The sequence below is a fragment of the Desertibacillus haloalkaliphilus genome (assembly GCF_019039105.1).
GTDB classification, from domain to species: Bacteria; Bacillota; Bacilli; order Bacillales; family KJ1-10-99; genus Desertibacillus; species Desertibacillus haloalkaliphilus.
On record NZ_JAHPIV010000016.1, the window covers coordinates 1 to 25,631 of the forward strand.

At 39.4% G+C, this 25,631-nt stretch carries 25 protein-coding genes; 4 read left to right on the forward strand and 21 right to left on the reverse strand.

Going from position 1 to position 25,631, the window contains the following annotated elements; all coding sequences use genetic code 11:
- Nucleotides 1-98: 98 nt before the first annotated feature.
- The 4 genes from KH400_RS16985 to KH400_RS17000 all read right to left on the reverse strand — a co-directional run bounded on the left by KH400_RS16985 (nucleotide 99) and on the right by KH400_RS17000 (nucleotide 2,417).
- The gene (locus KH400_RS16985) at nucleotides 99-1,016 is read right to left on the reverse strand and encodes an NAD-dependent epimerase/dehydratase family protein (protein ID WP_217226621.1); all 918 of its coding nucleotides are present in this window, start codon (nucleotides 1,014-1,016) and stop codon (nucleotides 99-101) included.
- An 87-nt stretch (nucleotides 1,017-1,103) separates the two neighbouring features.
- Nucleotides 1,104-1,259 carry a hypothetical protein gene (locus KH400_RS16990; RefSeq protein WP_217226623.1) on the reverse strand — a complete coding sequence of 52 codons (156 nt, stop codon included), beginning with the start codon at nucleotides 1,257-1,259 and terminating at the stop codon, nucleotides 1,104-1,106.
- A 163-nt stretch (nucleotides 1,260-1,422) separates the two neighbouring features.
- Nucleotides 1,423-1,602 carry a YjzC family protein gene (locus KH400_RS16995; protein ID WP_217226624.1) on the reverse strand — a complete coding sequence of 60 codons (180 nt, stop codon included), beginning with the start codon at nucleotides 1,600-1,602 and terminating at the stop codon, nucleotides 1,423-1,425.
- Nucleotides 1,603-1,700: 98 nt separating this feature from the next.
- Nucleotides 1,701-2,417 (reverse strand): YwiC-like family protein, encoded by a 717-nt coding sequence (locus tag KH400_RS17000; protein WP_217226626.1) that lies wholly within the window; start codon nucleotides 2,415-2,417, stop codon nucleotides 1,701-1,703.
- Between the two features lie 187 nt (nucleotides 2,418-2,604).
- Here KH400_RS17000 and KH400_RS17005 point away from each other — a divergent pair, with 187 nt between their 5' ends.
- Nucleotides 2,605-3,150 (forward strand): hypothetical protein, encoded by a 546-nt coding sequence (locus KH400_RS17005; RefSeq protein ID WP_217226628.1) that lies wholly within the window; start codon nucleotides 2,605-2,607, stop codon nucleotides 3,148-3,150.
- A 51-nt stretch (nucleotides 3,151-3,201) separates the two neighbouring features.
- On the opposite strand, the gene KH400_RS17010 is transcribed toward KH400_RS17005, so the two are convergent.
- The 9 genes from KH400_RS17010 to KH400_RS17050 form a co-directional block, all read right to left on the reverse strand.
- Nucleotides 3,202-3,912: a Crp/Fnr family transcriptional regulator gene (locus KH400_RS17010; RefSeq protein ID WP_217226630.1), complete on the reverse strand. Its 711-nt coding sequence runs from the start codon at nucleotides 3,910-3,912 to the stop codon at nucleotides 3,202-3,204.
- Nucleotides 3,913-4,076: 164 nt separating this feature from the next.
- Entirely contained in the window at nucleotides 4,077-5,369 is a 1,293-nt protein-coding gene (locus tag KH400_RS17015) for a NarK family nitrate/nitrite MFS transporter (protein ID WP_217226632.1), read from the reverse strand.
- A 276-nt stretch (nucleotides 5,370-5,645) separates the two neighbouring features.
- Complete coding sequence (locus KH400_RS17020; protein ID WP_217226634.1) at nucleotides 5,646-5,843, reverse strand: hypothetical protein; 198 nt, start codon at nucleotides 5,841-5,843, stop codon at nucleotides 5,646-5,648.
- The gene (locus KH400_RS17025) at nucleotides 5,836-6,366 is read right to left on the reverse strand and encodes a QcrA and Rieske domain-containing protein (protein ID WP_217226636.1); all 531 of its coding nucleotides are present in this window, start codon (nucleotides 6,364-6,366) and stop codon (nucleotides 5,836-5,838) included. The genes KH400_RS17020 and KH400_RS17025 overlap by 8 nt, the downstream gene beginning before the upstream one ends.
- Nucleotides 6,367-6,380: 14 nt before the next feature.
- Nucleotides 6,381-6,923, reverse strand: coding sequence for a 4Fe-4S dicluster domain-containing protein (locus KH400_RS17030; protein WP_217226638.1), 543 nt, complete (start codon nucleotides 6,921-6,923; stop codon nucleotides 6,381-6,383).
- A 27-nt stretch (nucleotides 6,924-6,950) separates the two neighbouring features.
- Nucleotides 6,951-9,074, reverse strand: coding sequence for a formate dehydrogenase subunit alpha (fdhF, locus tag KH400_RS17035; RefSeq protein ID WP_217226640.1), 2,124 nt, complete (start codon nucleotides 9,072-9,074; stop codon nucleotides 6,951-6,953).
- Complete coding sequence (locus tag KH400_RS17040) at nucleotides 9,075-10,217, reverse strand: MFS transporter (RefSeq protein ID WP_217226642.1); 1,143 nt, start codon at nucleotides 10,215-10,217, stop codon at nucleotides 9,075-9,077.
- A gap of 534 nt (nucleotides 10,218-10,751) precedes the next feature.
- A complete protein-coding gene (locus KH400_RS17045) occupies nucleotides 10,752-11,837 on the reverse strand; it encodes a TIGR04053 family radical SAM/SPASM domain-containing protein (RefSeq protein ID WP_246589775.1) in 1,086 nt (361 codons plus the stop codon).
- A gap of 300 nt (nucleotides 11,838-12,137) precedes the next feature.
- Nucleotides 12,138-13,856 carry a methyl-accepting chemotaxis protein gene (locus tag KH400_RS17050; RefSeq protein WP_217226647.1) on the reverse strand — a complete coding sequence of 573 codons (1,719 nt, stop codon included), beginning with the start codon at nucleotides 13,854-13,856 and terminating at the stop codon, nucleotides 12,138-12,140.
- Nucleotides 13,857-14,058: 202 nt separating this feature from the next.
- Here KH400_RS17050 and KH400_RS17055 point away from each other — a divergent pair, with 202 nt between their 5' ends.
- The 3 genes from KH400_RS17055 (at nucleotide 14,059) to KH400_RS17065 (ending at nucleotide 18,425) form a co-directional block, all read left to right on the forward strand.
- Nucleotides 14,059-14,814 (forward strand): Mrp/NBP35 family ATP-binding protein, encoded by a 756-nt coding sequence (locus tag KH400_RS17055; RefSeq protein WP_217226649.1) that lies wholly within the window; start codon nucleotides 14,059-14,061, stop codon nucleotides 14,812-14,814.
- A 297-nt stretch (nucleotides 14,815-15,111) separates the two neighbouring features.
- Nucleotides 15,112-16,122, forward strand: a complete 1,011-nt coding sequence (locus KH400_RS17060; RefSeq protein ID WP_217226651.1) for a 2-oxoacid:acceptor oxidoreductase family protein — start codon at nucleotides 15,112-15,114, stop codon at nucleotides 16,120-16,122.
- Between the two features lie 89 nt (nucleotides 16,123-16,211).
- Entirely contained in the window at nucleotides 16,212-18,425 is a 2,214-nt protein-coding gene (locus KH400_RS17065; protein ID WP_438821126.1) for a transketolase C-terminal domain-containing protein, read from the forward strand.
- Between the two features lie 360 nt (nucleotides 18,426-18,785).
- Here the strand turns inward: KH400_RS17065 and KH400_RS17070 are convergent, their stop codons facing one another.
- From KH400_RS17070 to KH400_RS17105, 8 genes are all read right to left on the reverse strand, one after another.
- Nucleotides 18,786-19,457, reverse strand: coding sequence for a hypothetical protein (locus tag KH400_RS17070; protein ID WP_217226656.1), 672 nt, complete (start codon nucleotides 19,455-19,457; stop codon nucleotides 18,786-18,788).
- Nucleotides 19,454-19,822 carry a FixH family protein gene (locus tag KH400_RS17075; protein ID WP_217226657.1) on the reverse strand — a complete coding sequence of 123 codons (369 nt, stop codon included), beginning with the start codon at nucleotides 19,820-19,822 and terminating at the stop codon, nucleotides 19,454-19,456. Before KH400_RS17075 ends, KH400_RS17070 begins: the two co-directional genes overlap by 4 nt.
- Nucleotides 19,761-20,483 carry an ABC transporter ATP-binding protein gene (locus tag KH400_RS17080; protein ID WP_217226659.1) on the reverse strand — a complete coding sequence of 241 codons (723 nt, stop codon included), beginning with the start codon at nucleotides 20,481-20,483 and terminating at the stop codon, nucleotides 19,761-19,763. The genes KH400_RS17075 and KH400_RS17080 overlap by 62 nt, the downstream gene beginning before the upstream one ends.
- A complete protein-coding gene (locus KH400_RS17085) occupies nucleotides 20,480-21,280 on the reverse strand; it encodes an ABC-2 transporter permease (protein ID WP_217226661.1) in 801 nt (266 codons plus the stop codon). Before KH400_RS17085 ends, KH400_RS17080 begins: the two co-directional genes overlap by 4 nt.
- A complete protein-coding gene (gene nosD, locus KH400_RS17090; RefSeq protein WP_217226663.1) occupies nucleotides 21,277-22,587 on the reverse strand; it encodes a nitrous oxide reductase family maturation protein NosD in 1,311 nt (436 codons plus the stop codon). Before nosD ends, KH400_RS17085 begins: the two co-directional genes overlap by 4 nt.
- The gene (locus KH400_RS17095) at nucleotides 22,584-23,147 is read right to left on the reverse strand and encodes a hypothetical protein (protein ID WP_246589776.1); all 564 of its coding nucleotides are present in this window, start codon (nucleotides 23,145-23,147) and stop codon (nucleotides 22,584-22,586) included. The genes nosD and KH400_RS17095 overlap by 4 nt, the downstream gene beginning before the upstream one ends.
- A gap of 64 nt (nucleotides 23,148-23,211) precedes the next feature.
- Nucleotides 23,212-25,086, reverse strand: a complete 1,875-nt coding sequence (nosZ, locus tag KH400_RS17100; protein ID WP_246589777.1) for a Sec-dependent nitrous-oxide reductase — start codon at nucleotides 25,084-25,086, stop codon at nucleotides 23,212-23,214.
- Nucleotides 25,087-25,103: 17 nt separating this feature from the next.
- Entirely contained in the window at nucleotides 25,104-25,541 is a 438-nt protein-coding gene (locus KH400_RS17105; protein WP_217226668.1) for a cytochrome C, read from the reverse strand.
- Nucleotides 25,542-25,631: the final 90 nt, after the last annotated feature.

Genomic DNA, 25,631 nt, shown 5'->3' on the forward strand with positions numbered 1-25,631 from the left:
CTCCCCCTAAGGTAAAACAGATTTTTATTTTTTAATCTGTCTACCCTAGAGGGAGCATATCATTTTGTCCCAGCCTCTTTGCTTTGATTAAAGCCCCTTTAACATTTATACATGTTAAGCGATTGCTGAATATGCTGCCTCTGCTTATTTATCCCTTCCTCTAACGAAATCTTTGGTGTAAAACCAAGCTCACGTTTTGCCTTTTCCCCAGAGACTTTCACTTGTAAGCGTCGATTTTTTTCAATTTCTTCTGGTTTTCCGGTAATCATTTGGCATCCTCGATACCATTCTCCTGTTTTACTGCTTGAAAAATTATAGATCGTTGCCTGCTTTTTAGCCGCCGAGAGAAGGAAGCCTTCAATGACATCATCAATATACATGACATCAATGGTTGAGCGGTCACCTTCAACCGTCGTCATTTCTTTATTATGTTCTTTAGACACGATCAATTTGTGATACGTCATATCCTCTCGTTGCCACGGCCCATAAATCGTTGGCAAGCGCAAGATTGTTGCCGAAAACCCATGTTTCTGACTTTCCTTATATAGTAGTGATTCACTAACAAGCTTTGTTAAGCCATAAGGCGTAGATGGATTTGTCGGTGTTTTTTCTGTAATGATTCCGGTTCGTTCCCCATAAACTTCAATGGTGGATGCATAAACTACATGAATTCCTTTCGGACACCCTTCAATCAACTGTTGTGTCGTTTTTACATTTTGCTTAATGACAGAACGTAAATCACCCCAGCCTAAATCTTGGTTTGTAGCTGCTGCCAAATGAAAAATCACATCAGCCTTCTTGAGTAAACGTCGAAGGTTCAATTCTCCTATTTGTTTATCAAAAAAATGAAAGTTTGCATTCCTACCAATCCTCAACCATTTTTCTTCTTGAAGGTGCTTCGTTTTTTTATCAATCATGCTGTCAATCGCATAGACTTCAATCCCCTTCTCAAGTAACCGTGAACACAAATGAAAACCGATAAAGCCTAATGCACCCGTTACTACAACCCTTTTCATCCTTTTCCTCCTAGATTTGTCTCGTAAAACAATAAACCCCCTCTGTACGAAAGAATTTGTCCAGAGAGGCTTGGTTTCATGTACGATCTAGGCATCGATTGAGTCCTGATTTAATTGTTGTTTTAATTCCTCTAACCTCTGCTTTCCACTAGTTGTTAAGTTTGTCTCTTCCTGATTTAATAAGGCATGTAGTTCATCATATTGACGTTGGTCAAAGCTGCTAATAAAATCATCTCCCTTCATCAGTAGATAAACAGAACACGTTCAAAACGAGTAAGTCTCTGCCATTTATTATATACCATTAACTATATGTTTAAATGTATAAATTGTTGCAACCTTTATTGAAAAATAAAAAAGACTGCCTAAAAGGTCACTTCACCTTTTTTTAGACAGTCTTTTCATTGCTTTATGGTTTTCGTTTAGGCATCCATTTCCGGTTGTGGTTTGATGTTTCCGGAAATCGTTCTCCTGCTTTTAGCTTAACCGACTTAGGGTTTTGAACCATGCTTCCTGTTTCACCAATTTCAACGTATATCCCATTGTTTGGTGCCTTATGGCCTGGTTCAAATTGATGACTTTGGCCCACTACTTTCACCCTCCTTATGAAACAAGGTATTTTTACTATTTCCATTTAGGGGTGAAAACATCATCACCATTATTTAGAAAACATTAGCGTATCTAATGTTAAAGTGAGGTAATAATCAGAACAAAGGCTAAACTATTGGCCATTTCAATTATGCCAAGAATTGCAGGCTTCGGCTTTGCCTTTTTCGGCATCACCCATGTTTTACACGCACTTGTTAAAAACGCTAGTGCGATTAGTGGGTAGCCAATGACTAAAGGAATGAGAACAATACCTCCATGATAGCCATAAGATACCAAAGTAAAACGTTTATTGCCACGTTCCCGGATAAAGGTTTTTACATGAAAAACACTCGCAATAAAAAATAGATAATTAACAAACATTAAAATGTAAGCATGAGTATCTAGTTGCCCAGTTCCAAGATCATAAGAAATTAACACCAAAAAAGAAAAGCTCGCAATGGCTACCGCATCGTTAATAAATAGCCGTTCCTTTTTTTGTTTCGCAAAAATTAGGTTAATCACAAACAAGGGGATAATTAGCAATCCAAGAACGATTAGCGTCGGTTGTTGAATTAAATATGATACGACAAATAGACACCCTATAAGCGTGTATACGAGCAAGGAAGGCAGCACTTGCTTTCCCAAGCTTGGTTTTCGAATATAAGATAAGATTGCGCTTGAAGCGAAATAAAAGCTCAAAACTCCTATAAAAAAGACGAGGTGATTCCAAGTCGGTCCGCTTACAACGGTACCAATTAGATACGGGACCACTAACATTGCCCAAGCCCCATGTTCTCTAGGAATGAACCATTTCATTGATCTCTTCCTTTCTTCTTCCATCATTTTTACTCTTGTATATATCTCATTGTATCGTGGCGAGACTTTTTTTAAAGTGACAATCATCACAGTGATTTTTTACACAGTTACAAACGTGAAAAGTTGATATGATAAAAGAAGAAAAATGCCCTCATACGGTGATGTTCGTAAAAGGAGATGTCGTACTATGTTAGAAGTAAAAATAACTTCAACGGATTATGTAAATATTGAAAACTTCTTAAATCAGTCCCAGTTTCGTTTACAAAACGGGATTTATAAACGTTCATTGGAAGAAAAAATAGACTTAATGGTTCAATTTAACAAACAAGAAAAAGCTGTTTACTTTACCTTCCCAGGTGACTTGTCACTCGATCATTTCGATCTCGTACATGAAACGATTCAGTCTTTTATAATGGAAGTCAAAGTAGATAAAATTGATGAAGCAAACGCATTTATCGGCTACTTATCTGATGGAAGTCATGCCTATATCTTATCCGGTTGGAAGGAATGGGTACACTTTATTAGTGGAGCAAAGCACAATTCAATGGAAGGTCAGAAAGTCGAAGTCTCTGAGAATGACAACAAGATCGCAGAAGGAATCCTACTCGACTATGATTATGTGTTAGATAAGAAAAATTTCATCGTAAAGAAGTGCACATTACTAACATTATTTGGTGAAAAAGAGTATACTGGCCATCATTTAATTATTCGAGCAACTGGAGAATTCGTTTAAGTAAATAGGGGTGCCCTAAAAGTAACACACACTTTTAGGACACCCCATTTTCTATATCGTACAAATTTCAATCGGACAATCTCCACAGTCGAGATATTCCTTCAAAAACTCAATCTTCTTAACAATGATAAAGCCGTTATCCATTTCAACAACATCTAATCGCTTTAACTCATTTAACATGCGATTAATGCTTTCTCGTGATGTACTTATAAAACTAGCTAAATCTTGGTTTGTTAAACGTACATTAATTAGCGTACCTTTAGCATGCTCAACCCCATACGAATTACTAAAACGGATCAAAGTAGAATAAAATCCACCTTTTTTTCCACTTAAAAGCAAATCACGAAATTTGGCTTGTGTAGACTGGGTATGTCTTGCAAACCACTTCATAAATGCAACTGCTATTTCACCATTTTCACGGAAAAGGTCTTCTAAGCGATCTCGCTCAAATCTCACCAATTCTGCTTCTTCAACAACAATCGCAGTCACACTAATGCTCATCTCATTAAACAAACCAACTTCGCCAACAAGCTCGTCTTTTTGTTTTAGATGTATACTAAATTCTTTACCATCAGCAGTCATTTTACTTAAACTAACTTTGCCGCTTCGAATTAAGTACACATAGTTCGGTTCATCGCCTTCATAAAAAAGGGTTGTTCCATTAGCAACGGTCATATCAGTACCAATATTAAGTAAAGTCTTCTGATTTTCTTCACTTAATTCACTAAAAAACCGCTTTATTTCGACATCTTTCTTTTCCAATCAGAAAACCCCTTTACAATAATATAACCTAAAATTATTTTTGTATCATTTTTATTTTAACATCATACCTATAGTATTAAAACAGCTTTCAGATATCTTCCATAAAAAAGACCCTCTACTCATCGTAAAGGATCTTCATCATCAATTATTCACTTACCTAAAACTTAACATTCCACTTCAGCATTCTTTCTTGAATAATAATACCAGCACATCACCAAACTAACAACATAATAAGCAATAAAAATATAGAGTGCCATATTTGCTGAGCCTGTATTTTCAATTGACCAGCCAAAGATACTTGGAATTAAAAATGCCCCATATGCTGCAATCGCTGCTGTAAACCCTAATACAGGAGCCGCTTCTTTCGGTGGAAAGATAAACGGAATCATTCTAAATGTTGAACCATTGGCAATCCCCGTCGTAATAAATAGAACAATAAACATAATCAAAAACCCTGTAAAATTACCGATATTATAGAAATAGATGACACCAAAGGTTGCTGCAATCATAATAATAATATCCCAAAATGTAACGAAGGCTCCTCCTAATTTATCGGAAATCCATCCTCCCACTGGTCGGGTTAACGCACCAACAAGCGGTCCAAGAAACGCAAATTGCATCGCATTCACTTCTGGAAACTCCGTTCTTGTTAGTAATGGAAAAGCTGCTGCATAACCGATAAATGAGCCAAAACACATCGTATATAACCACGTCATAATCCAAGTATGCTTATTTTTAAAGATAATGGCTTGTTCTCTTACACTTGCTTTTGTTCCTGGTAAGTTATCCATTCCGAAAAATGCTACAATTACGGTTAGAATAATTGGTATGACCCAAATAAAAGCGGCGTTTTGTAACCAAACATTTGTCCCATCCGCTAATTGTTGAGGTGCGCCTACATAAGTCCCAAACACAGCAACGGTAATAATGACAGGTGATACAAATTGAACAACACTTACACCAAGGTTACCGATTCCTGCATTCAACCCTAAAGCTGTTCCTTTTTCTTTCTTTGGATAAAAGAAGCTAATGTTTGACATTGACGATGAAAAGTTCCCCGCGCCTAAACCACAAAGAGCAGCTAGAATCGCCATCGTTGTAAACGATGTTTCTGGGTTTTGCACAGCATATCCAATACCAATCGTTGGTATTAATAGAGTTGCTGTACTAAACACGGTCCAATTTCGTCCACCAAAGATAGGGACAACAAACGTGTAAAAAATTCGCAACGTTGCTCCTGTTAGACCAGGTAAAGCTGCCAACATAAATAACTCACCATCTGTAAAGTTGAAGCCAGCATCATTCAAATTAACGGCAACTACAGACCAAATTTGCCAAACAACAAACGCTAATAATAGCGCTGGTATTGAGATCCATAAATTTCGTCTCGCATGCCGCTTACCCTCAGACTCCCAAAACTGTTGATCCTCTGGATCCCATCTCGTAATTCTTGCCATTTGTACATACCCCCATTTTCATACCATCTTGGTGTTTGCATTTATTTATTATTTAGAAGATACTTTTATGGTATAGAAATTTAATCAAAATAGGTGTGCGCACGGTCACAGATCGTATACTGTTCAAAGATTGTTCATTTCAGGGAAAGTTCAAAAAATCGTCTCTAGGTTTAGAGTCATAAATATTCTCTTTTCTCAACAGATCAGAAGGTCTCAATCGTTGACATCTATAAATAAAGCAAAAAAAGGAACCAACATTATGGTTCCTTTTTTGCTTTATCCATTCTTGTATTCGAGCTTTCGCCATCTTAAATACGTAATAAATGTAATGATGGCAGAAGCAACAGCGACAGCTGTATATACTAAAATATACTCAGGGTCCCGACCTACATAAGCGTTAAGAGTCCACTGTAACATGACGACATTAACGACAAGTGCTATAAATATAATTGCCCAGCATGCTCTTTTACCCATGGCGAAACTTCCTTCCAACGGCATAGACAACACCATTTTCAACCTCAATCTCAATAAGCGGAAGCTCACGTTGCGGTGGACCAGCTACGGGATGCCCCGTGTTAATGTCAAAGTAACCTTTATGACACGGACATAACAGTATATCTTTCTCTTTTTCATAAGTCACTGGACACATGAGGTGTGTACATGAACTATTATAGGCAACTAAATCGCCGTTTGCCGTATGCACAAGTAGTGCGGCCTCATCCTCTGGATAATAGAACGTTTTTGAGCTTCCTTTTGGGAGATCCTCCATTTTAGCAATTTCAACACGTTCTTTCTCATCTTCATCAAACCCTAATACCGCACGAACGGAAAATGGAATCGTCGCAACACCTAAAGCGACAGAAGCTCCAACAGCTGTTTTTAAGAACGCACGGCGATTATATTTTAAATCCTCTACACGGTTGACGTTGTCAACGAGGTTAATCATATCATCATTCGAGTCTTTTTCATTACGTCCTAACTTTTTCTTATCAGTCATCTCTTACTCCTCCTTTAGTCTGAGTAAACACCGAAAAACTCAGGTACATACTGCCATTTGTCTTGCTCGGTTGGTTTCTTTCCTTCAATTAAGTTCATTTGTGTACGACGACGACGCAATGCTTGAATTTCTTCAAAATCAATAAAACGGATCGCATCACTTGGGCAAACCGATGCACACATCGGTGCAATATCATGTTGTGTTCTGTCATAACACATATCACACTTATACATTTTGTTTTCTTCAAAATCGAATTTCGGAATACCAAACGGACAACCAAACGTACAGTTACGACAACCGATACATTTCTCTTCCATTGCAGAAAGGACGACACCCTCTTCAGTAATCTGAATCGCATTTGCAGGGCAGACCCGAGCACAAGCTGGGTCTTGACACTGCATACATAACATCGGGTACGTTTGACGACTTTCCATAAAGTCCACATACTCTACATAGTTTCGTTCCTTCGCATCATGTCCACCACACTCACGACAGGCAGCTTGACAAGAACGACAACCGATACAACGTTCAAATTCTAAATACATGATTTTATTCATAACGAGACTCTCCTCTGTACATTTTTGTTAGATCTTTTCTATTTTAACCGCACATACTTTAAATTCTGGCATTCGGGACGTCGGATCAAGAGCAGGATTCGTTAGCTGGTTAACTGCTAGTTCTTTCCCCCAGTGATAAGGGACAAATACTGTATCTTTACGAATTGCCTTTGTTAGACGTACATCAAGTTCCATTGCTGATCTTGGTGTAGTTAGTTTCACTTTATCGTTATTCACCAAGTTATATTGACTAGCTAACTCTGGGTGAATCTCTACATAAGGAACAGGACATTGTTCCATTAAAAACTTCGTTCTACGCGTTTGTGAACCAGATAAATAATGGAAAACGACACGACCCGTTGTTAAAATATGAGGAAACTCTTTTGAAGGCGTTTCATCAGCTTCTTCCCAGCCAACGACCGCGAGATTCGCTTTTCCATCTGGCGTTCCAAATTCCTCTTTAAACATTGTCGGTGTACCAGGGTGATCTTCTGATGGACACGGCCAAAACACACCATCTTCCTTATCAATACGGTCATACGTAATTCCATAGTAATCAGCTTTACCACCTTTAGTGGCCACTCGGAACTCTTCGAAGATCTCTTTCGGGTTGTTATAGTTGAAGAATTTACCTCTACCCATACGTTCAGCTATTAACTTCATAATCTCCCAATCTGGCTTTGATTCTCCGATCGGGTCTTTAACCTTACGAATATGGATGACACGACCTTCAAGGTTTGTTGTTGTCCCTTCATCTTCAGCCCATGTTACTGCTGGCAAGACAACATCTGCAAACTCGGCTGTTTCCGATAAGAAGAAGTCACTAACAACCATAAAATCAAGCTTTTTAAAGCTATCCCACACATATTCCGTGTGTGGTGCGGACACAGCTGGATTACTACAGATCACGTGCATCGCACGAATACGGCCTGCTTGAATTTCATCGAACATCTCAAATGCTGATACCCCTGGCTCTGGCATTTCTTCTGGCTCAATTCCCCATACACCTGAAATATATTTCACTGCTTCAGGATCCGTTAACTTACGGTAGCCTGGCAGTAAATCTGACTTTTGCCCATGCTCACGACCACCTTGACCATTCCCCTGTCCTGTAAAGGTAGCCACTCCTGATGCAAATTTCCCAATTTGTCCTCGAACGAGGGCCATTGATGTATAGAGACGAACATTATTTACACCTTTTGATTGTTGTTCCGCACCTCTAGCAAACATAACGACTGATCGTTGTGACTGACCATACAGGTGAGCCGCTTTAATAATTTTTTCAACAGAAATACCAGTGATTTCAGACGTGTATTCTGGTGTAAAGCTCTTAACGTTTTCTTTCATTTCCTCATAGTTATTACAACGGCTGTTCACATACTCCTCATCCACGTAACCTTCGCGAATTAATAGGTGCAACATCCCATTTGCAAGTGCAGAATCCGTACCTGGTTTTAAGTCAAGGTGAACATCTGCAATTCTCGCTGTCGGTGTTTCGCGTGGATCAGCGACGATCATTTTTGCTCCCTTGTCTCTTGCTCTCCAAAACCATTGGATGCTTGTTGGATGACATTCAGCTGTGTTAGACCCAGCCATAAAGAAGCAATCCGTGTGCTCAAGCTCAGGCCATGGTAATGTGGAACCGCGGTCCGTACCTAATGTCTGCAGGAATCCTCCAGCCGCAGAACTCATACAAAAACGACCGTTATAATCAAGGTAGCGTGTACCTAATGCAACTCGAGCGTACTTTCCGACAAGATAACATTTTTCATTTGTCATCGACACTCCACCGAAAACTGATAGCGCATTTTTACCATGTTTGTTTTGCAATTCTTTATAATTCTTTTCAATGACATCTAAAGCTTCTTCCCAGCTTGACTCTACAAATTCACCATTCTTCTTGATTAGTGGCTTTGTGATTCGCTCTTCATGGTCAACCGTCTGATAAGCAGTAACCCCTTTCGGGCACATTTTCCCCATCGTTACTGGCCAATCGTAACGAGGCTCAACACCTACCACTTTACCTGTTTTTTCTTCTAATCGTATATGCATTCCACACTGCATCCCGCAGTAGCAGCAGTGAGTGGTAATCAACTTTTCCCCATCATGATGTAAGTTTTTCACGCCTTCTTTAACTTGAAACTGTGTCATTTATTTTTCCTCCTCAACCGAGTTACTGTAAAATTCATCCGAACGTTTTCTACCGAATCCAGGAATATGGATGCCATTGTTGGTTTGAACAGGCCCGTATGGATTCCCTTGTGGTGCTTCTAAATTTAATTGACTCATGACACGAATGCGTCGACGACAGGCTGGACAATAGTCAGCTAAATATGAGCCATCAGCAAGCTGCAAATCAAACGCTTGTGCTCCTAAAATCCCCTTAACATCCTCAATTTGAGCATCGTTACTATATGCTTTTTCACATTTTTTACAGCTTCGAGTATCCAATTGTTCTCCCTCCTGGTAGTTCAATGGTACTGCTGTTGCTAATGGACGAATCGGTAAATGGAAGAGCTTACCGAATGGGAAGTAAACTAAAAAGATAACAACCGTCATTTGATGGATCAGTGCCATATAGCTATGAGCGAATCCGCCTAAAAATTTATATGAAAGTGTTAATAATAATCCAGTTACTGTTACCGCTAATAAGACATAAATCGGAAATAAATCAAACTCTGTTCGTTGAGTTGTTTTTAAATCATGATTATTAGTTCTTCTTACCAACGCCATTACCAAGCCGACTAAAAGCATAAGCGACGCTATATTAAGACCGTTATAGGCAAGTTGAGCAAATAGTCCATTTGGTGCCATTTGAATCGTTGGGATCCCCATCACAACGATTTGGAACGTATGTGGATCGACCATCTTAAAGTGCATTAAATTAAATACTAAACTGAATGTAATCGCTAGTGATCCGATACACCCCCAAGCAATTAGCCAATGGGCAATCCCACGATAAATTCCTCGTTTAAAAATAAATTTCTGCAAAATGATATTGTCAAATAATGTTTTAAGAATCGCTAACATATTAACTTTCTTGCGTTTTGTATTTCTTAAGTTTTTAAAACTGCGTTGAAGCATTTGACGTGTTGCTGGTCGAATCGCCCATGAACACATTCTCACGGTTATCCCAATTACAAAAACAATCGATGCAATGACATAACCAAATGACATCACCTTCACCTTCGCGAATCCACCAGTAGCGATCCACATCATAACAATTAAGATCAAGACGATGAAAAAAGCATACATGCTAGCTTTTGAATAAAAGGATCTTTCTAGTTGTTTCATCCTTGCCACTCCTTTATCTGATTTACAGCTTATCGAATCTTGTTGTTTTGTTGATACTCTTATTGTAGTGACAGCTTGCTAATCAAACAGTGAATTTTTTCACACTCATGTTGATATAGCCTCAAAATATATTGACAAAATAATGAACACCATATTTTGTCAGTTTATTTCAAGCATTAAAAAAGAAGCTGGGCCAAAAGGTTGGTTTACCTTTTGGCCCAGCTTCTAAGCAATAATCGTAACCACCATCTTCTTTTAAAAGCCCGGTGTGAACGGGTTTCTCACAACGGGCATGTGGTGAGTGAACCCATTGCCAATAGTTTAACTAGTTTTGTCCCGGTCCCTTTTATAGTTCAAAATCAATAACAACTCAATCGCGATCATCTTGATAATACTACTGAGAAATAACAAATATTGGTCATAAGCATAGGGTTCGGTTTATCACCTGACCCATGATCGTAATCACGCTAGAAGTAAGGTAAAATAAGCAGTGACCAAGAATGTTCAATGCCCTTAAGCTTTCTATCTCTCATCTCAACGCATCGCTAGTGGGACATACGAACAGCTTGGGTCACTTTCTAGGTAATCACCCGAAACCGCATAAGCACGCGCTCGTGAACCTCCACAGAGCTCTTTAAATTCGCACATTCCACATTTCCCTTTTAATAACGATTTATTACGTAATGCATTCATTACTGGGGAATCGCGATAAATCTCTGGTAACGTTTGCTCCCGAACATTGCCGCATTTTATGGGTAGGAACCCGCTCGGGTAAACATCTCCAAGATGCGAAATAAATACAAATCCATCCCCATCATTTACACCCTGTGGCGCTCGACCAAGCGCATCCGTTATTTTTGAGCCTTCACCAGCCACAAATGGATTTCGCTTACGCTCCTGAGCAAATACACGTCGATAAAATGGGGCTTCCGTTGCTTTTACATGGAATGGCATTTCTTGTTGGATTCGGTACATCCATTTCATCACCGCTTCGTGCTGTTTTGGTGTAATCATATCTTTTTGCATCCCTCTCCCGGTTGGAATGAGGAAAAACAAACTCCATAAGACCGCACCCATATCTTTAACCTTTTCGGCAATTGCCTCTAAATCATTGAGATTATAGTTGGATACCGTTGTATTAATTTGGATGGGGATGTTTAATTTTTGGAGATGATCGATTCCGTTCATTGTTAGATCATAAGAACCTCTCGTCCCACGGAAATGGTCATGAATCTCAGCTTTTGATCCATCTAGACTAAACGCCCAACGTGATAAGCCTAGATCTTTAGCTTTTTCAATCGCTGATTTCGTAACTTTGGGTGTCGCACTCGGTGTCATTGATAAGGATAACCCTTTTTCTTCGATCGCATATTTCGCCAAGTCATACAGATCAGGACGCATTAACGGATCGCCACCGGTAAAGACAAATAACGGATCGTCAAATTGAGACACTTCATCGATTAATTTCTTACCTTCTTCAAATGATAATTGTCGCGGATCCGCTGTATATTGCGCTTCAGCGCGGCAGTGGAGACATTTTAATGCACAAGCTCTAGTCACTTCCCAAATGACAATAAATGGATGTTGTGAATAATCTCTTTCTTTTCTTAAAAAGTTCAATAGGATCCCCCTCTTTATGTCCAACTCGCTCAAGTAGATCATTTCAAATATTTACACCTTAATGATAGTAGAGGTCATCTAGTTAGGACTGTGAAAAGGGTCACAATTCTAGCAACTCACTTATTGCTTGTTACAATTTGTTCACACTTCTAGACTTAAACAAAATACGGGACTTTCCCAAACCTAAGTATCAGTCACCTCAAGGAACAACATCTTGAACTTTATTAAAAAAGTTAACGTGGATATTGTACCTCATCGAGGTGAGTAATGACTTATGGGAAGCCCCGTACGACTCTTTTCTTATGCTTGTTGATGTAATTTAAATGTATTTATTTTCTCATCAAGGTTTTCAGCTTTCACTGTTAACCCATTTACTGCAGCGACAATTTGCTGCATCGCTGCCGTCTGTTCTTGTGTGGCAGCTGTTACATTAGCTGTACTTTCTGCATGATCCTCAGAAATCGATACAATTTCTTCAATCGACTTCACAACTGTTTGAATTTGACGATTCATTTGCTTAATTGCATTAGCAATTTCTTCAACTTCACTAGATACATCATAGACGGCTGACGAAATAGCTTCAAAAGACTGACCGGCATCATTTATGATAACCATCCCATCACTAACTGCTGTTTTCTCTTCTTTCGATGCGGCAACAGCCTCATTCGTTTCCTTTTGGATTTCATTAATTAATACTTGGATTTGTTGTGTAGATACCGAGGATTGCTCGGCTAATTTGCGTACCTCGTTTGCAACAACTGCAAATCCTTTACCATGTTCACCGGCACGTGCAGCTTCAATCGCTGCATTTAATGCTAATAAATTCGTTTGATCCGCAATGGTTGTAATCATCGTTATGATCTCTTCAATTTTAACTGACTTATCATTTAATGATCCGATCGCTGTTGTCATGATTTCTGATTTACTATCAATCAGCTTCATTTGCTCAATTGCTCTTTCAATGACTTGATTACCATCATCAGCCTGATTCGAGGTTTTCCCAGCAGCTTCTGAAGCATTCGTCGTCCGAGTTGACATCTCCTCCATCTCCTTTGAGATGTCAGCAATAATTTGATTCGCATTCGCTGCGCTTTGGACTTGCTGTTTCGAACCTTCATTAATGGTTTCAATATGTCTAGCATTGTCTTCCGTAAAACGAGTCACACCTTTGGAGGTCGTCTTCAATTGTTCTGAAGTGGAAGCGACCTGTTCAGTATTTTCCGACACTTCATTTAGTAACGTTTTCAAGTTAACGACCATCGTATTGAAGTCTTCTGTCAATTGACCAACTTCGTCTGTTCGCTTGCTTTCTAATGGCTTTACTGTAAGGTCACCATCAGCTACCCGGCGAGCAAATGCAATGAGTTCTGTAATCGGACGAGTCGTTCTTGCTATGTACCAAACCGTTACAATACCCGCAAGTGCTAGTGGAAAAAAGCCAACTAAAATCGTGCCACTAACCATATCCCATGTGCGTTCATGAACAATACTTGCATCAAAATCAATAGCACTAATCGCAATCATTTCTTTATTTGGGTCATGATCCTTAAAGATCGGCGCATAACCTGTTAATCGTTCCATGCCCCCAAATTCATAAATGTCAGAATAATGCGGATGCTTCATCTCAATCATTATTTGTAGTGCTTCTTCATCTAGATAAAACGTATCTCCAGCCTGAAACCCTTGTGCTTGTAGGTTCTCATCTGCAGCTAAAATCGTCCCATCTAACGAAAGAAGGTATTGGTTCTCAAAAATATTTTTATGATCGATCGTCCAGCTAATTACTTCCCCAATTCGCTCAGCCTCAGTCAGATCACCACTTGCTAAGGTAGCAACCTCATCAGGGTCTAATAAGCCTGTCGTAATGTTAGCGCATCCATAAAGTTCGATGGCAGCTGCCTCTTTAACCTTTTCATAACTAATTTTATAATTAATTACTGAGTTCATGACCATACAAAATACAATAATTCCAAAAATGATAATACCTAATTTTTTTGTGATGTTACTTTTATGTTTCATCCCGCTCCCCCTTTAACACTATGTTCATAGTAGTAATTTTTACCTACATTTTTATCCTTTATTATACATCTTTTTAATGATTAAAGGTGTGAGTTTTGTCACATTATTTTAATTTTATTTTCTTGCAATACTTTTATCGTGATATTTTTCACATCGTAATATGAGATTATCGATTAGGATGAAAGCAAGGAGAGTGATTGAAATGCTTGAAGGAACAACAATTGCTGTAACAAGCGGAAAAGGCGGCGTCGGTAAGTCAACCGTTTCTGCAAATCTAGCATTAGCATTATCACGATTAGGAAAAAAAGTAGCCCTAATCGACCTTGATGTCTATGGTTTTAGTATCCCAAAAATATTAAACATTTCTGATAAACCTAAAACGATGAATGGTAAAATGATCCCAATTGGTTATGAGGGTATGGGTGTGATGTCCATAGGGTTTATCTCAAAAGGAAATGAGCCAATTGTCTGGAGAGGACCGATGATCGGAAAAGTGTTAGAACACTTTTTTAATGATGTCATTTGGGGGAAAGTTGATTATACGATTCTTGATATGCCTCCAGGTACAGGGGATATCGCCCTCGATATGCACCAAATGCTTCCTAATAGTAAAGAGTTAATCGTGACAACACCCCATCCAAATGCAACCCATGTTGCTGAGAGAGCTGGAAAAATGGCTCAAAAATCGAATCATGACATTGTTGGTGTTGTCGAAAACATGTCCTATTTCACCCCACCAACCAACCAAGATGAGCGTTATTATTTATTTGGTAAAGGTGGCGGGGAAGCACTAGCATCATCCTTAAATACAGAAGTAGTCGCTTCAATCCCAATGTCCATTCCAAACGAAGATGGTGAGGTTCCAGCGATCGCAACAGAAACGTCAAATCTATTTGAACACTATAACCGATTAGCTCGTACGATAGACCGTAAGCTTTCAGTACCGACAAACGAATAACAATATCCCGCGCAAAGGGACTGTCTGAAAAGGAACCGTAACCTTTTCAGACAGTCCCTTCTTCTGTTATATATACTTTTCCACTTATATTTCTTTGTTTTCCATCGAAAAAAAATACTGTACTACATTTTTTTATTTACTGTGCTATTGATCACTGAAAGCTAGTCCTATAAGGATTAAAATAGATTCCGAGCTTGATCTCAAAAAGGAGGACTTTACTACACGAATTAGAGGCTATGAGCTATCGATTGCTTCTACCCTCTTCTTATAAAACTTTTTCAAATGGGAGTGGAAACTATGACCGTATTACCTACAAAAAATGAACTCGGATTCTTTGAAATTCGTCTAGAATCCATCGGTGGATTAGGGGCCAATTTAGCTGGAAAGATGCTCGCCGAAGCCGGGGTATTAGGGGACAACCTAAATGGAAGTCACTTTTCTTCATATGGCTCCGAGAAAAAAGGATCACCTGTAAAATCATTCGTCCGTTTCTGTGATCCAGATACAAACATACGTGCCCATCATCCAATTGAACAACCACATGTCGTCGGTGTCTTTCATGAGGCTCTATACAAAACAATCGATGTTGTCAGCGGCCTACATGGCGATGGAGTTGTTCTTGTTAACTCCGCACGTACCCCTGAAGAGATACGTCGTGATTTAAAGCTTGAATCTGGGACACTAGCGATTATTGATGCAATGGCGATTGCCGTTGAAGAAAAAACACGAGTAAACACAGCGATGCTCGGTGCCCTATACCGTGTATGTGACTTTTTAGATGCTGACGTCATGCGAAATGTAATTCGTGAGACGTTTGAGAAAAAATACCCGCACCTTGTTGAGTCGAACTTACGTACTTTTGATCGCGGCTATCATGAAGTCACATTTACACAAATATCGACTGATGAAACAACTGTAGGAAAGCCATTTTCACGACCTGAACCTGTGCTTGGTTATGAAACTCAAGCAATTGGCGGCATGATTATGAGTGCAGGAAACAGTATTTCAAAAGACTTAAGTGGCTCTAGACAGGGCTTCCTACCAGCTTTTGATCGTGATAAATGCATTAACTGCGCCCAATGTGACACGGTTTGTCCTGATTTATGTTTCGTTTGGGAAGATGGTGAAGATAAACGTGGTAGAAAGCAAATGATGTTAAAAGGGATTGACTATCAATATTGTAAGGGCTGTTTGAAGTGTGTGACAACTTGCCCAACATCTGCCTTAACAACGATTCGCGAAACGGAGAATTATGCAGACGAAAACCGCTATCCTCATCAGTTTTTCGTCCAACAGGAGGGAATGTAAAGATGACTCAACATGTACTCGAGAAAGAACAAATTCAGGAAGTCGTTCAACCAAATAAACAGTTGTCAGTGTTTAAAACAGGAAATGATATGGCAGCCATGGCAGCCGCACAAATTAACTATCACATTATGGGGTATTTCCCGATTACTCCTTCAACTGAAATTGCCCAAATTCTAGATACAATGAAAGCAAAAGGTCAACATGATATTCACTTGATTCCAGCAGATGGTGAACATGGCTCAGCCGGAATCTGTTACGGTGCAGCAGCTAGTGGCGCACGTGTCTTTAATGCAACAAGCGCAAATGGGCTTTTATATATGCTAGAGCAACTCCCTGTTCAATCAGGAACACGTTTCCCAATGGTTTTAAACCTTGTGACACGAGCAGTAAGCGGACCACTTGATATCCAAGGCGATCATTCAGACCTATATTATGCTCTCAATACCGGCTGGGTCATTTTACTTGCACGCACACCTCAGGATGTTTATGACCTGAACATTATTGCACTTAAATTAGCCGAACATAAGGACGTGCGCCTCCCTGTCATTGTTGCTTATGATGGTTTCTTTACTTCTCATCAAAAGCGGAAGGTAGAATACTTTAAAGACGCGGAAGTTGTTCAAACCTTTATCGGTGATCAACCAACTGAATACCCACACATACTTGATCGCGATCACCCAGTTACCGTTGGACCATACATGAGTAACCAAGATCTCATCAACAATAATTTCCAACAATCGGAAGCGCTTTACAACGCTGAAGAGGTGTTTAAAGAACTTGCTGCTGAGTATAAGCAATACTCCGGCCGTGACTATCCACTTCTTGACCTTTACCAAATGGAAGATGCTGAAGTTGCATTATTCTTAGTCAATTCCGCTGCAGAAACAGCAAAAGATGTTGTTGATCAATTACGTGCCAAAGGAATAAAAGCTGGGGTAGTAAGTCCGACGATTCTTCGCCCATTCCCAGCAGAAGCCCTTCGTCACGCACTTAAAAATGTGAAGGCACTTCTTGTAGGCGAACGTGCCGATTCCTACGGAGCCCACGGTGCAAACTTAACTCATGAAGTGAAATCTACTCTACAAGAGGACCCTGACAACAATACAGTTGTTTTAAGTCGTGTATTTGGTGTCGGCGGGAAAAACTTTTATCCAGATGAAGCAGAAGCGTTTTTCCAACTAACCATCGATGTTGTCAATGGCAAATCACCTAAAAGCTTTGATTACTTTGGTCACACGCCAGGAAACCTAGAACATGCAAAAGCATTCGAAGTGCAAACAAAGCCGTCTGAGTACAACTCTGGATTAATCAAAGTGACACCGGATGACGAAAGCGGAAAACTAAAAGTAAAACTCCCACCACTTCGTCAGCTAACATCAAAACCAAAGCGCTTGGCTCCAGGACACGGGGCATGTCCTGGCTGCGGAATCTTCCCAGGTCTTGAGCTCTTCTTTAAAGGCATAGAAGGTGACGTTGTAACATTATTTCATACAGGATGTGGCTTTGTAACGACGACAGGCTATCCACACAGCTCACATAAACAAAGTTTTATGCATAACTTATTCCAAAACGGTCCAGCAACACTTTCTGGTGCTGTTGAAGCGTTCTTTGAAAAGAAACGTCGGGGTGAAATCGAAGTTGATGACGATTTCACATTTGTGATGATTACTGGCGATGGTGGTATGGATATTGGTATGGGATCTGCTGTTGGAACAGCTCTTCGTAACCATAAGATGATCATTCTTGAATATGACAATGAAGGTTATATGAATACCGGAAGCCAACTGTCATACTCCACTCCACTTGGACATATGACATCAACATCAAATGTCGGCAAGACCCAACAAGGGAAAGCGTTCCATCATAAAGATACAGCCCAAATCATGGCTGAGACAAATATCCCATATGTGTTTACAGGTACGGAAGCATACCCACAAGATTTAGTTAAAAAAGCAGCAAAGGCTCAATGGTATGCACAAAATGAAGGATTAGTCTACGGAAAGCTTCTCATCACTTGTCCACTAAACTGGAAAGCCGATGAAAGCCAAGGTGAAACGATCATGAAATCTGCCGTTGATTCATGTTTCTTCCCACTATATGAAGTTGAAAAAGGGGAAACAACGATCACTTATGATCCAGAAGCAAAAGGAAAACGTATTGAGTTAAGCGATTGGTTAAAAGCGATGGGGAAAACCAAGCACCTTATACGCCCTGAAAACGAAAACTTACTCAAAGGATTTGAGGCGGAAGTAGATCGTCGTTGGAATCGATTAAAAGCAAAACATGAACATCCGAGTCTATAATTAAGTTGTATATAAACGAGGCATCCCTTAACCAAGGAATGCCTCGTTAACTATTCAATTACCAATATAAACTCTCAATGTACCAACCAAGAGCCACAGATCAAACATTAGCAGTAGAAGTATTTCTCTTCCCTTAAAAACTCTCTACTGTGATTAAAGTAAATGATAACCAAACTAAAAAGAGACATGCCATAAAAGCTACATTTTTATTATTAACAGTAGTCACCTCTTAGCAAGCTTTAGAAGACTTCCAACTTATGAAAAACGTAAAAACACTTGGCTCTTTTCACACCAAGCGTTTTTAGGTACATCTACTATTTAGCGTAAATAATAGAAACTATAGAGTAGCACACTATTACTCTATTCGATTAAAATATCTACCTCTACTGTATCCATTTGCGATACTAGTAATTCTTCATACTTCTGTTCTGTTAAATAACGAATTTCTTGTTCAATTTGATCTGGATTGTCTTCTCTTACTTCTTCTTCCACATCATTGTAAACTTTCATTGATAATAACCATCGGTCTGTATACTCCTTAAGCTGTGACTCAAATCCTTCACGTCCATAGTCATCGATTAAAGCAATCACACTCTCTTCTGCCTCGTATTGCTCAAGAAAGCGTTCAACTTGGTCCATGACTTCCTCTTCATCAACGGTTAATCCCTTTTCCTCTGCGAGTTGTGCCATCGCTTCCGTTCGGATAATACTTGTCAAGCTTAAGTTAATATTTTCAGCATCCTGACTTTGCTTATCCCAATAAGCCATTACCTCTTCTTTGCTGCTTTCATCTGCCACAGCAAGTTCTTCCGCACGTCTCAACTCAACATGTAGTTGATTGAGTAACTCATTAAATTCAATATCTTCTTCACTTATCATACTTCCATTAATCTTGGCCATGATATGTTCCTCTACTTGCTCGTTATTTTCAGCACCGTCCATGTCAGCATCACTTTCCGTTGCTGTCGAACAAGCCGCTAATAGTAATGTGATCGCTAATAAAGTAACTAGAATCGAATGTTGTTTTGTCATTTTTCATCCACCTCAAATAATAAGACATCTTCTGCGACATGGTCACCATCAGTTATCGTTATTGTCACAAGCCACTCTCCACCCATTGGTAAAGCAACATCACTCTCATAGAGTCCATTTCCTTGATCATCAAATTGAACTTCAATCACACCATGGTCCATCTGGCTCATTTCTAAAAATGCTGATGCACTTAATCCTGCGGCAGCTTCTTCATTATCAGTTATTAAAATCGAAATTAGAGAACTTTCACCTGCATCATAAACTGGAACCTCTTCAATCGTAGCTTCATAGTCACCAGTTGCACTACAAGCTACGACCATTGGCAATAGTAGTAAAGTGAACAAGATTACTAGTTTTCTCATCATTTTCTCCTTCCAACACTGACTTAGAAAATTCATCAATCGTATATTTTGTCATCACCCCATCTTCTAGATAAGCAACATGGCTACAAACTTGCCTGATTTCATCCATATGGTGGGAAGATAAAAAGATCGTTTTACCCTTGAGTGACTTTAATATTTGTAAAACCTCGGCCCGCCCCATCGGATCTAACCCGCTCGTCGGTTCATCTAAGATCAATAGTTCCGTATCATAGTAAAGCATGACAGCTAGCCCGAGGCGTTGTAACATTCCTTTTGAATAATCCTTTACCGGCTTACCACGTTCTTCATATAAGTTCACTAGCTTTAGTTGATCGCAAAGACGCTCTTCATCCACTTTTTGATCAGCTAGTGAAGCAAAGAAATGCATATTCTCTTCTCCCGTTAATTGCGGATGCAACTGGAATTTCTCTGGTAAATAGGCCACATGTTTTTTCCAATCCCCTTTTTTATGAGAATACCCTGCTAAATACACTTGACCTTCCTTTACCTGTAGCAATCCGAGCATCGCATGAATGAGTGTAGACTTCCCTGCACCATTTCGACCGACAAGTGCACAAAGTTCTCCTGATTCAATTTTTAAATCAACATGATTTAATATTTGTTTTTTCTTATAGTGATAACTTAATCCTTTGATTGAAATCATGCCCTCACCCCTTTACGTTTCAAACGGACCGCTAATTCAAACGAAACAATTGTCCAAATAATGATATTTAACATGACAAACATCACCGGGGATAACCAAATCATTTTCTCCATTAAACGAGACATATACTCTAATGAAAAAATCCCAATTGAATTCTCCAAATAGATTCGAATCGCATGTAGTGGATGCAGGAAGAAGAGGATTGAAAAAATCAATACATTATCTAAGGTTACCGCTGGTAGGAAATAAAGATAAACAAGGTCTGCAAGAAAAACAAACAAAAACCATACAAACACACATGCACCAACCACTTGCATTCTCGATGAGCAAATACTACCTAAAAACACGCCAACTTGATTAAAAATCACAATAAAAATAATGACTGAAACAAGAAACGTAAGAAAACTACTTGTCTCAAACGGAAGAAGGAATTTCATTGGAATCGCCAATAAAAAATACCAGCCAACAAATAAAGCCAACATAACCCCATGAACGGCTACACTTTTTTTCAGTAAAAAACTGCGGTAGGATTCCTTCTTTGTCATGAGAATCATAAGTGTCTTTAATTCCTTTTCTTGCATAATCGTAAATGATGCTAGAAATAAACATAGAAGTGGTAGCAGATAGACATTCATTTCATAGAGTGAAACCAAAAACACTTCAAAGCTTTGTTCCGTCGGGTAATTTCTAGCTTCTATTAAAATAAAAATCGAGACGAGGATTATAATGCCAAGTCCTAGCCAAAGCCCCTTTCCTCTCGATTGTTCTTTCCATTCCTTGATTAAATATGTGGTCATCTCAGCTGCCTCCTTCTTAAACCAATCGCGACCACTGCTACTAGGAGAAGGAAAAACGGTATTCGACTTAACAGCGGTGTCGAATCACCATCGACTAATGGGTATTCATCTACAAACATCACCTTCTGCCGACTTAACAGTTGATTCATTTTCTCATAAATCGTGATTGTTGGACTCTTCAAAAACAGATAAGCTAACTCATTTTCCTCAATTAATTGATAGAGACCAGACTCAAATGTAACTGGAAAATCACCGACTCCATCTTGGTCAAGATCGAGTAACGGCAGCTCTCTCCCCCAATAGTTTCCCATATCACCCTCGCTCCACTGATTCGTAGACTGACCTCCAACCGTAATCACTGATGCGATATTTCTGAAAAATGTATTTTCCGTAAATGTTTGATCATTTGCACTAGCCCAAATTTCAATGCCAATATGATTTTGAAAAAACTCATTATTTGCTAGATAATTTCGTTGTGATTGATCGATAAAAACTCCGCGTTGATTTTGAAAAAATTCGTTACCAGTAACGACATTGTCATTGGCAGATTGCAATAACAATCCAAAGGAGCGTGTACTTTGATTTAAGGAAAACGTATTATTAGTTAGTTCATTTCTTCTTGAATGCATAATTGCAGCTCCACCGGTATTTTGACTAAACGAGTTATTATCAAAGCGATTATCATCTGAATACATGTAATGCAAGCCATACCTTGTCTCACTAATCATATTGTCTACTACTTCATTCTCATTTGAATAATCAAAGAAAATCCCATCACGTGTTCCCGTAACATGATTATTGATAATTGTATTTCCGTTTGAGTAATACACATGAATGCCATTCCCTTGAGCAGCCACTTGTCCGCTCACATCAACCCCAGTGACGTCTATACCTTCAATCCTATTTTCGTGTGCTTGGCTTAAATAGATGCCGTGAAATGAGTTACTAATCGTTATCGACTCGATATGGTTTTCATCAGAGTGAACTTTAATTGCCGCATACTCTTCTTCTGAATTACGATCAATCCCACTGTCTTGAACAGATAACTTTTTTAGGTGAACACCCGAACCAAAAATTTCGATCACATTTCCACGTTGATCCCCGCGAATTACAGTATGTTCTGAACCGATAATGGTTATTGGCTTTGTGATCGTGATATTCCCTTCATACACTTGATCGGACAGCTCTAACACGCCGTTTTCAGGGGTATCATCAATCATTTGCTGCAAAGACGTTTCTGCAGATACACTTGCATTGCCGAGCACGATCACCAACCATGTTACACACAAAGCCACTAGCTTTTTCATTGTTTTCGATCCCTCCAAAGCGGAAATAACATCAGTAAGAATGCGATTCCTAGTAAAAATGAGCCATACGTAAAGTAACTATTTGTCACAAAGTTGGCGATGATGTTTTCACCAATAATTGGTGGTACAAATGGTTCGAGATCAATTGGTGCCATTGGGTCCAAGTTCGTTCCAAATTCTGTTAACCAATGGTGCATATCATAAATACCAATAATTCCGCCAACCACCATGATAAAAATCAAACCATAGAGAAGACTTTTTCTTCTTAACATGGTGACCACAACGGTTAATAAAGCAAGGCCGACGATGATATAAGGGAGAACTTGTAACTCTGGGAATGTTTCCTCACTAAAATTAGCCATTCCAATATAATGATTTAGACTATTCACAATATCAATTTCCCCTGCTAACTTATACGGATAAACGATGATATCTAAGCCCTCTGGATACTGCGGAGCATAAAATCTCATCCCCCACCATGGCAAAAAAATAGAAACGACTAATAATCCCGCTGCTATATATAAACTGACGACTGAGCTATTAGACAATCTTTTAGTCAATGGACTCATCTCCTACGTTAATAAAAACTGAAAGGGTATTTTTCAATACCCTTTCTTTTCTACATTACTCCTTTGGATTTACGATTAAATAACCTGTCATCTCTTGGTGCAAGGCTGAACAGAAGTTTGTACAATAGACTGGGAATACCCCAGACTTATCAGCGACAAATTCTAATGTTTTCGTTTGGCCTGGCATTTGTTCAAAGTTCAAGTCATAATCCATAATTCCAAAGCCGTGTGTGATATCTTGATCAAAGTCAGTATTTGTTAAGTGAATCGTTACAGTATCACCCTCATTGACTTCAATCACATCTGGTCGCTCGGCTGTTGCATCAAAAATGAATTTTGAGCGCATCGTAATACCGAAGACTTCAACATGATCACCATTACGTTCAATCCGTGTATCATTTTGATCATATACTGCAAGTGGATCTGATTCGTCTTGCGGGTAAACATGGAACGGATCTAGCACATCACGATGTACCATTTGACCGTAGTGTGGTTCAGGATTCACTGGCGTCGTTGATAAGTGAACCATTTCATCCCCAGTGATATCAAATAAGTCCATTGATTCAGGGTGTGAAGGACCTACCGAAAGGAAGTTATTTTTTGCAATTTTATTAAGAGAAACTAAGTAATTGCCATGTGGTTCAACTGTATCCCCATGTGCTGCCACAAGATGTCCTGGTGAATAATAGACATCATGACGATCAAGTACTTCCCCTGAATCTACATTCCATTTTACAACTTCCGAAGAGATAAACATTGACGTATAGGCATTTCCTCTGTCATCAAATTGTGTATGAAGTGGTCCAAGTGCTCCCGGAGGATCAACTTCGCGTTCCATCACAGATTCATAGTTTAGAACTGGAATACCATTACGCTCGCCAGAAAAGTCTTCATTTTCAATCGCTTCAAATGCACTCTCAAATGAAAATACTGTCATCGCTGGTGCTAGTTTACCAGATGCAATAAAGCGTGTTCCGTCAGGAGTTACATCAACCCCGTGTGGCGATTTTGCAACAGGTACCAAATAAATATGTTCATCGATGTTCTCAGGGAAAACCATCTTTTCACCGTTAAATTCTTCATACTCACCATTAGCAACCATTTCCTCAAGACCTTTCCAATTGAAAAGAACAATAAAGTCACGATCAGCTTGTGAAGCGTTAATTTCTAAGTTCGTTGTTGCTTCTTCTGTGTTATATGTTGTAATGACTGCCCATTCACCTGATACCCCTTTACCTGCTCGTGCTTTATCATAAGACCATGGTGGTAATGCCACTTGATAGCCAATGTCAAATGTCTTCTGTTCTTGATCAAAAATCATAGCTGATAAAACACCGCGGTATTCCTCACTGAAGTCATCAAGGGATGCATGCGGATCTTCGAATGGTAATGAGAAACGCGTCGGTAAAAATAAGTATTCAGTATTTTCCGTAACAAAGGCCGCACAGTGTGGTCCACCGATGTTTGGCACTTCCATGATATCAGTAGTATGGAAATCCTCGAGATCAATCGCAGCTACACGGTTATTGGCAACGTCTGTTGCAAATAAGAAATTCCCATCATAATCACCATCTGTTTCAGATAATGCTGGGTGATGGAAGTCTCCCCACGTATAGTCACCAAGCATTTCTTTTGATTCTGCATCATAGCCATAGCCTGTAGCTGGATCTGGTGTAAACACCGGAACGGTTCGAATGTGACGCATCGATGGTACACCATATACAAACAATTGACCTGAATGCCCACCAGAATTCATTAAATAATAATCATCATGCTCACCAAATGGTACATACACTTGTTCTGCTTTAGATCTTTCATCTGAACTTGCTGTTGACGTTGGCGTCGCGCTGCCACCGAACTCGGCAAAAAAGACAGTAGCTGCAAGAAAACCAACGGCAATACCTGATACAGCCGATAATGCTTTTTTCATCAACAACACCTCCTATTTTATTGGTCTGCTGCCTTTCTTAATGCTTCAACAATCGCTACTCGATCCTCATCAGATAACGGATTGCCATCAATCACAGTTGTCATCACGGCTGATGTTGGTTCTTGTAAAAACTCATCTAACTCTTTGCCGTGTTTACCTGGCGTAATGTTATACGCATCAGATAGATCCGGACCAGTTGAAGCACCATCTAAATCTAAACTTGATACAGCATGACATGCCAAGCAACCCTGGTCACTAATAACACGAGCCTCAGCGGATACCGTTGTAGGCTCAGTATCTGTTGCAACATCTTCCTCAATGGTTTTCTCATCAGTTACATCTGGATCTGTTTGTTCAACATCAACACTTGCAGTCGAATCACCTTGATAGATGAAGTATCCACCCACAAATGCAACAATAAAGCCAATTAAAAAGATCATAATACCATTCTTCATAAGACCACCCTCCTTTGTGTGTAAAAATCCCCTCATAGCTTAAGGATTGCAAGTGATTCGCACCCCTCAGTTACGATAGTATTACTATCT

Bases quoted from the DNA above. Each gene is read 5' to 3' on its own strand.
- fdhF (WP_217226640.1), bottom strand. From the start codon at position 9,074: ATGACACAGTTTCAAGTTAAAGAAGGCGTGAAAAACTTACATCATGAT.
- KH400_RS17005 (WP_217226628.1), top strand. From the start codon at position 2,605: ATGTTAGAAGTAAAAATAACTTCAACGGATTATGTAAATATTGAAAAC.
- KH400_RS17060 (WP_217226651.1), top strand. From the start codon at position 15,112: ATGACCGTATTACCTACAAAAAATGAACTCGGATTCTTTGAAATTCGT.
- KH400_RS17000 (WP_217226626.1), bottom strand. From the start codon at position 2,417: ATGAAATGGTTCATTCCTAGAGAACATGGGGCTTGGGCAATGTTAGTG.
- KH400_RS17105 (WP_217226668.1), bottom strand. From the start codon at position 25,541: ATGAAGAATGGTATTATGATCTTTTTAATTGGCTTTATTGTTGCATTT.
- nosZ (WP_246589777.1), bottom strand. From the start codon at position 25,086: ATGAAAAAAGCATTATCGGCTGTATCAGGTATTGCCGTTGGTTTTCTT.
- KH400_RS17025 (WP_217226636.1), bottom strand. From the start codon at position 6,366: ATGACTGATAAGAAAAAGTTAGGACGTAATGAAAAAGACTCGAATGAT.
- KH400_RS17080 (WP_217226659.1), bottom strand. From the start codon at position 20,483: ATGATTTCAATCAAAGGATTAAGTTATCACTATAAGAAAAAACAAATA.
- KH400_RS17075 (WP_217226657.1), bottom strand. From the start codon at position 19,822: ATGATGAGAAAACTAGTAATCTTGTTCACTTTACTACTATTGCCAATG.
- KH400_RS17050 (WP_217226647.1), bottom strand. From the start codon at position 13,856: ATGAAACATAAAAGTAACATCACAAAAAAATTAGGTATTATCATTTTT.
- KH400_RS17040 (WP_217226642.1), bottom strand. From the start codon at position 10,217: ATGAAACAACTAGAAAGATCCTTTTATTCAAAAGCTAGCATGTATGCT.
- KH400_RS17015 (WP_217226632.1), bottom strand. From the start codon at position 5,369: ATGGCAAGAATTACGAGATGGGATCCAGAGGATCAACAGTTTTGGGAG.
- KH400_RS17070 (WP_217226656.1), bottom strand. From the start codon at position 19,457: ATGACAAAACAACATTCGATTCTAGTTACTTTATTAGCGATCACATTA.
- KH400_RS17055 (WP_217226649.1), top strand. From the start codon at position 14,059: ATGCTTGAAGGAACAACAATTGCTGTAACAAGCGGAAAAGGCGGCGTC.
- KH400_RS17020 (WP_217226634.1), bottom strand. From the start codon at position 5,843: ATGGGTAAAAGAGCATGCTGGGCAATTATATTTATAGCACTTGTCGTT.
- nosD (WP_217226663.1), bottom strand. From the start codon at position 22,587: ATGAAAAAGCTAGTGGCTTTGTGTGTAACATGGTTGGTGATCGTGCTC.
- KH400_RS17085 (WP_217226661.1), bottom strand. From the start codon at position 21,280: ATGACCACATATTTAATCAAGGAATGGAAAGAACAATCGAGAGGAAAG.
- KH400_RS17065 (WP_438821126.1), top strand. From the start codon at position 16,212: ATGGCAGCCATGGCAGCCGCACAAATTAACTATCACATTATGGGGTAT.
- KH400_RS16990 (WP_217226623.1), bottom strand. From the start codon at position 1,259: ATGAAGGGAGATGATTTTATTAGCAGCTTTGACCAACGTCAATATGAT.
- KH400_RS17030 (WP_217226638.1), bottom strand. From the start codon at position 6,923: ATGAATAAAATCATGTATTTAGAATTTGAACGTTGTATCGGTTGTCGT.
- KH400_RS16985 (WP_217226621.1), bottom strand. From the start codon at position 1,016: ATGAAAAGGGTTGTAGTAACGGGTGCATTAGGCTTTATCGGTTTTCAT.